General features: G+C 67.2%; 4 protein-coding genes. 1 reads left to right on the plus strand and 3 read right to left on the minus strand.

Going from position 1 to position 6,968, the window contains the following annotated elements; genetic code table 11:
• Positions 1-181: 181 nt before the first annotated feature.
• Entirely contained in the window at positions 182-1,078 is an 897-nt protein-coding gene (locus ABGA94_RS01145) for a M48 family metallopeptidase (RefSeq protein WP_053500725.1), read from the minus strand.
• Between the two features lie 88 nt (positions 1,079-1,166).
• Positions 1,167-3,059 carry a formylglycine-generating enzyme family protein gene (locus ABGA94_RS01150; RefSeq protein WP_005417788.1) on the minus strand — a complete coding sequence of 631 codons (1,893 nt, stop codon included), beginning with the start codon at positions 3,057-3,059 and terminating at the stop codon, positions 1,167-1,169.
• An 84-nt stretch (positions 3,060-3,143) separates the two neighbouring features.
• Here ABGA94_RS01150 and rnd point away from each other — a divergent pair, with 84 nt between their 5' ends.
• Positions 3,144-4,223 (plus strand): ribonuclease D, encoded by a 1,080-nt coding sequence (rnd, locus tag ABGA94_RS01155; protein WP_375366137.1) that lies wholly within the window; start codon positions 3,144-3,146, stop codon positions 4,221-4,223.
• A gap of 132 nt (positions 4,224-4,355) precedes the next feature.
• Here the strand turns inward: rnd and ABGA94_RS01160 are convergent, their stop codons facing one another.
• The gene (locus ABGA94_RS01160) at positions 4,356-6,686 is read right to left on the minus strand and encodes a TonB-dependent receptor (RefSeq protein ID WP_375366139.1); all 2,331 of its coding nucleotides are present in this window, start codon (positions 6,684-6,686) and stop codon (positions 4,356-4,358) included.
• Between the last annotated feature and the right edge of the window lie 282 nt (positions 6,687-6,968).

A 6,968-nucleotide genomic window follows, 5' to 3' on the forward strand; every position in this document is an offset into this window, starting at 1 on the left:
GGCCCTGTCCGCGGCATGGATGCCGCGGCCAAGCCCCCATGGACGGGTTTACGGCGTCTCCCGCAACCGGACCCACCCCGCCATCCCACGGATAGCCAGCTTTTGCTTCGGCTGTTGCTGTTGCTGTTGCTGTTGCTCTGGCTTCGGCAGGTGCAGGGCTGCAAGCCCTGCCGAACACCCTCTACTTTGCCTGCTCGCAGAACTTCTGCCGGTACTCGAGCGCCTTCGGCATCAGTGCCTGCAGGTTCTGGATGCGGGTGCCCGGATTCGGGTGGGTGGAAGCGAACTCCGGCGGCGCCTGGCCGCCACTGGCCTGGCCCATGCGCTGCCACAGCGGCACCGCCTCGCGGGGATCGAAGCACGCCGCCGCAGCCAGCATCAGCCCCACTTCATCGGCCTGCGTCTCGTGGCTGCGCGCATAGGGCAGCAGATAGCCGTAGCCCATCGCCGACATCATCATCTGTTGCTGCTGCGCATCCATGCCGCTGGCGGCACCGGCCATCTGCCCGATCTGGGTCAGCTTCTGCTGCGCCATCCGCTGCGCACCATGGCGCAACAGCGCGTGGGCGATCTCATGGCCCATCACCACCGCCATCGCATCACGCGTACGCGCCACCGGCACCAGGCCGGTGTAGACCGCCATCTTGCCGCCCGGCAGGCAGAACGCATTGGCCTGCCCGGACGGGATCACGTTCACTTCCCACTGGAAATCCCGCGCGAAATGCGCGGGCTGCACGCCGTGCTCCTGTGCCAGCGCGGTCTCCACCACGTCCACCTTGGCGATCAGGCGCTGCGCGATGTCGCGCACATCGCGCGCGATCGGCGCATTCGGATCCATCGGCCGTTCCTGCGAGAGGATCTGCTGGTAAGCCTGCAGACCGAGCGCGGTCTCCTGGCGCGCATCCAGGCTGCTGTCGATCATCACCTTCTCGCCAGTGTAGGGATCGACGGTGCGATTGGAGAACCAGTAGAACACCGCATAGCCCGCCGCCAGCAGCAGCACCCACCAGCGGATGTTGCCGAACAGGCCGCGTCGCTGCGGACCTTGGGGCGAGCGGGAAAAGGGATCGTTGCGCATCGGTGGTCTTCCAGCAGACCCCGCCGGCTGGCGGGCACGGCGCAATCTTAGTGCGCGGACGCCAGCAGCGGGTGAAGCCCGATGCCGCTCAGATGCCGCGCACCAGGCGGAAGCCGATGCGCGCATTGGTGGTGTCCGAATCCTGCGATTGACGCCAGGCCGCACGGGTCTGCTCGGGCGCATTGGCCCAGTTGCCGCCCCGGATCACCCGCGACCGGCAGCCCGGGTTGAACCAGGCGACACCATCGGACGGCGCACGCCGGTAGCTGGCGTGCCAGCAGTCGGCCACCCATTCGCTCAGATTCCCGGCCATGTCGTGCAGGCCGAAAGCATTGGCCTGGAAACTGGCCACCGGCGCCGGTCCCCACCAGCCATCGCCATAGCCGATGAATGCGTTGTGCCAGTGCCGACCCGAAGGCGAGACGTCCTTGCTGCCGGTGAAATTGCCGCTGCCCGGCGGCGGCGTACCAGCGTCTCCCCAGGGGTAGCGGCCACTGCTCCCGGCGCGCAGCGCATATTCGAATTCGGCCTCGCTCGGCAGCCGGTAGCTGCGTCCTGTCTGCTCGGACAGCCATGCCGCGTAGTTCTCGGCATCCCGCACGCTGACATGCATCACCGGCGAGTTACCCAGTGCACGCGCGCCATCGTAATCCGAACGCCAGTCGACGCCGCTGCGGCGGATGAAATTGCCGCTGCGCTCGTCATAGACCACCGAGTGGCCGCGCCGGGTCGCACGTGGTCGTGCATTGGTCGACTTCACATAGCGCTCGAAATCGCCGACGGTAACCTCGGTGATCGCCATCGCGAAGCCGCGGTCAAAGCGCACGTAGTGGGAGGGGCGCTCGGCGTCGGTGGAGCCGGGCTCGGCATCGCCCGCGCCCATCTGGAAGCCGCCATGCGGCACCACCACCATCTGCGGACCGCGCCCACCATCACGCATCGCGTCGCTGAACACCTGGCCCGGACGGAAGCTGCCGTAATGGGTGGCCAGATCGATGCGTTCGCGCAGCTGGGCCACCACCGCATCCCCCGGCAAGGCGATGCGCAGGGCCTCGGCCAGCTTTTCGCGCGCCGGCTTCAGCCCCTGCGGCGTGGCCAGCTCGCGCAGGCCCTCATCACGCAGCTGCAGCAGCGCGGCGGCGCGGATCTGCTCGATGCGCTCGAAGGCATCGGCAATGGTCGGTGACGAGTCACGGACCTTGCTGGCTTCGGCCAGCCAGGTGCCCGCACTGGCAAAGTCGCGTACGCGCGCGGCGTCCTCGGCCCGGCGGATCAGGCCACTTTCGGCCGCCGCCAGGCCCTGCCGCGCCCGGCTGTTGTGTTCGTCCAGAGCCAGCGCTTCACGGAAGTTGCCAATCGCACCGTCACCGTCCTCGCCGATCCGCCCCGATCGCAGGTCTTCCTCGCCGGCACGGTTATAGGCCACCACGCGCTGGGCGAGCTCCACCCGGCCCTGCAGCGCGCGCACCTTCTCATCCTTCGGCGCCAGGGTCAGCAGCACCAGTGCCTGGCGACTCGCCTCGGCCAGCGCCTCGCGCTGCCGTAGTGGCCGAACCAGCAGAGCATCGGCCTGCTGCTGCAGGCGCTGGCGAGCACGCTGCAGGCCGCTGCGGGCCAGGCGATCATCCGGATCTTCCTCCTGCACCGCCAGCCACAGCGGAACCGCCGCGTCGGCGTCCTCGTACAGGTGCCCTTCGCTGAACGCCTTTTCGGCTGCGCGGCGCAGCTGGGCGACGCTGCGGCCCTGCCGGTCGACCCGTGGCGGTGTCCACCGCTGCACGTCCTCGGTGGCATCCTCACCGGCAATGGTGACGCTACCCTGCCCTGCCCCCGGTGTCGGCTCCGCCAGTGAACCTTCCTGCGGCCGCGCGTCTTCGCCAGCAGCCGGCCCCGGCTCCGGTGTTGCCGAGGGCGACGGCGTGCAACCGGCCAAGGCCACGGCCAGAGCGGTGCACAGCACGGACGAGAGCGGAAAACGCAAGCAGGATCTCCTTCGGCACGGACGCGGACCGACGTTAGGCTATTCTCCCCTGCCTGAGCAAACCCGAGTAGTAGGCCCTGACCCGTGGCAACCTGGATCACCACCCCCGCCGAGCTGGATGCGTACTTCCAGCAGCGTCCGGCCCGCATCGGCCTGGACACCGAATTCATCCGTGAACGCACGTTCTGGCCGCAGTTGGCTCTGGTGCAGATGGCGGTCGGGCAGGACATCCTGCTGATCGATCCGCTGATTCCCGGCATGGCCGAGGCATTGGCGCCGTGGCTGGCCGATGAGTCGATCACCAAGGTGATGCACAGCGCCAGCGAAGACCTGGTTGCCTTCAAGTGGACCTGCGGCGTGTTGCCGCGACCGCTGTTCGACACACAGATCGGCGCCTCGCTGGCCGGCATTGGTGGCGGCATGGGCTACCAGAAGCTGGTCGCGGAAATCACCGGCGTGGCGCTGGCCAAGGGCGAAACCCGCTCGGACTGGATGCGCCGTCCGCTCTCGGAGTCGCAACTGCGATACGCCGCCGACGACGTCGAGCACCTGTTCGCGCTGCATGACGCCATTGATGCCAAGTTGCAGGCGCTGGGCCGCCAGCAGTGGCTGCACGACGACGGCGAGCGCCTGCTGGCCAGCGTCGCCAATGACGAGGACCGCTGGCCGCATCTGGCGATGCGCTCAGCGCAGTTTCTCGATGCTCCCGCGCAGCGCCGCCTGCTGCGCCTGCTGCGCTGGCGTGATGTGCAGGCACGCAGCAGCGACCGCCCGCGCAGCTGGATCCTGGACAACGAACTGGCCGCCACGCTGGCACGCACGCCACCGGCCGATGCCGCCGCGCTGGCCACGCTGTTTGAACAGTTCCCGAAGGCACCGCGCAAGCTCGCCGGCGCGGTGTGGCAGGCGCTGGACACACCGCTGGCCGATGAGGCCGAGGCACCGCTGGCATTGCCCGCCAACGACACCAACAAGCAGGCACTGAAGAGGCTGCAGGATGCCGTTGCCGAGCGCAGCCGCGAGCTGGGTCTGCCGGATGGCGTGCTGGCCTCGCGCAAGCATCTGGAAAGCTACCTGGAGCGCCGCCAATGGCCGGCCGCACTGGCCGGCTGGCGCCAGCAGGAACTGGAGTCGCGGCTGCAGGCGCTGCTGCCTGCACGCTGAAGCGCCGAGCGCGGCGCGGGATTGCGTTCCGGTCACCGTCGAAGGCCATGAAAAAGGGCGACCCGGATCACTGGGCCGCCCTTTGCATTCCAGCAGTACGATGGCGGGAAGACCCGCCACCGTGGCAACGCATTACCAGTTCATGTTCAGCGAGACACCGACGGTGCGCGGTTCGTTGTAGACCGCAGCCATATAGTTCTCGATCACACCCTTGAGGTTCTTCTCGTTGGTGATGTTGCGCGCGAACAGCGCCACTTCGTAGGCACCATAGTTGCCCGAGTAGCCGATCTTCAGGCCGCCTTCGAAATCACCCTTGGAGTTGAACTCCTTGCTGTCGTACAGCACGAAGCTGGTGTAGCCCTGCTTGTTCCAGTCGGTGGACACGAACATGGTGCCCGCGTCGCTGACCGGGAAGTCGTAACGGGCGGCCAGGTTGACGTTGTACTTCGGCGCGTTCGGCAGCGGGTTGCCGTCGATCTGCGCGAAGGTGTTGGCACCGACCTTGATGGTCGGGTCATTCACCGTGCACACCACCTGGCCGTTGAGGCCGCAGACCTGCGCGTAGACGCGCTTGTCCTTGATCTCGCTGTGCAGCAGGCTCAGGCCGGCGCTCAGGGTCAGGTTCGGGATCGGGCGCAGCTCCATGTCCGCTTCGAAACCATAGGCCTTGGCCTTGTCGGCGTTGAACAGCACGCCGTTGCCGTCCGAATCGTTGCCGTTGAGCTGGATGTCGTTGACGGTGTAGGTGAACGCGGTGGCGTTCAAGCGCAGGCGGTTGTCCCACAGGCTGCTCTTCACGCCCGCTTCCCAGGACAGGATGGTCTCGGAATCGGCGGTGGTGAAGTCGGCATTGAACACGGCCGAGCGGCCCTGGATGGTCGGGCCGCGGAAGCCGCGGGCGACCTTGGCATAGACGCTCACGTCCGGCGTGATCTGATACATCGCGCTCAGATCCCAGCTCGGGGTGGTGTCGGACATCTTGACGTCGGTGCGGCCCTTGTAGGTGACCACGCCAGCGGCAGTGTCAGCCGTCTTCAGCAGGCGGGTGTGCTTCTCGTCGCGGGTCTGGCGCAGGCCGGCGGTGACGGTGAACTTGTCGGTGAAGGCATAGCTCAGCTGGCCGAAACCGGCCCACGAGGTGTTCTTGTTGCGCAGGCGCACCCAGTTGTTCGGGTTGCGTGCCGCGCCCTGCAGGAACCAGGCGCGCTGGTAGAAGTCGGTGGTGTCGCTGCCGTTGAAGTAGAACGCACCGGCCTGCCACTGCAGCGCGCTGTCGTCATGGCTGGCCAGGCGGAATTCCTGGGTCCACTGGTCCAGGTCGCGGATGCGGCCCATCGACTGGCCGTAGCCGTTCGGCACGCCGTTCACCGGGAAGTTCACCGCAGCGCCGCCGTCGGTGTCGCCACGGCTGTAGCCGGAGGTCGTCTCGTAGGCGGTGATCGAGGTGAAGTCGATCGCGCCGAAGTCGTAGCGCGCCTTCACCGAGCCGCCGTAGGTCTTGTAAGCCTGCGGGTTGTTGTCGGCTTCGTCGTAGGCGACCTGGTCGCGCGGCACGTCGGTCTTGTTCGAGCCCTTGGTCAGCGCACCGCGCAGAAACAGGGTCGAGGTGCCTTCGTAGTCACGGGCGTGGGCCGAGGCCAGGATCGAGAACTGGTCGCTCGGGGTCAGCAGCAGCTGCGCGCGCACGTTGCGGTCATCGAAGCCGCCCATCGCGTTCTTCTTCGGGCTGACCGTGCCGTCGGCACTCGGGCCCTTGTAGGTGTTGTCGACGTAGTCATCGCGGTGCTGGTACAGCGCCGACACGCGGAACGAGGCGATGTCATTGATCGGACCGCCGAAGCCGCCGTCGATCGACACGCTGTTGTAGGTCGCGTAGCTGGCGCTGACCCGGCCGGTGTAGTCCTGGGTCGGCTTCAGGGTGTCGAACTTGATGATGCCGGCGGTGGTGTTGCGGCCGAACAGCGAGCCCTGCGGGCCACGCAGCACTTCCACCTGGTCCACGTCATAGACCGGGTTGGACTTCAGCACCACGTGCTCCAGCACCACATCGTCCTGGATGATCGACACCGGCTGCGAGGCACCCAGGTAGAAGTCGATATTGCCGAGGCCACGGATATAGAAGCGCGGGAAGATGCGGCCGGTGGTGGTTTCCGCATACAGGCTAGGCACGCGGCCGGACAGTGCCAGCAGGGTGTCGTCGCCGCCGGCGGTGAAGTCGCGCATGCGCTCGCCCTGCACCACGCCCACCGAGACCGGCACTTCCTGCAGGTTCTGCTCGCGGTGCTCGGCGGTCACGGTGATCGTGTCCAGGCCGGTCGGGGTCGGCGCGCTGTCCTGCGCGGCGGCACCGAAGCTGCCGACCAGGGCCAGGCCGGCACAGGCCAGGGCCAGCGGATGGCGACGGAAGGAAACGAAGGAAGACGACAGACCCGACAGGCGGCGGGAATCGGAATGGGAGGGCATGGAATGCTCTGAGGAGGCGTCCGTGCGGCCTGCGCGAGCCGGGCGGCAAAAAGGGGGAAAACTGCGCAAGCGGCCATTATCCCCCAAATTGTTACGATTTCGTTGCGCGGCACCCGAACCCGGCGAAACAAGCGGTTTCGGCACAGTCAGCCAGGCCGGCGCCACGTTCCTGTTCCACGCCGTCGTTCAGCCGGCCCTTGACCTCAACTGCGGTTGAGGCCCGATGCTGCGCGGCCCGTTCCAAGCCCAACCCGGAGAGACTTCATGCCGCGGATGATCACC

Origin of the sequence: Stenotrophomonas sp. 3diitr2024 (assembly GCF_042136455.1) — a bacterium.
GTDB lineage: Bacteria > Pseudomonadota > Gammaproteobacteria > Xanthomonadales > Xanthomonadaceae > Stenotrophomonas > Stenotrophomonas sepilia.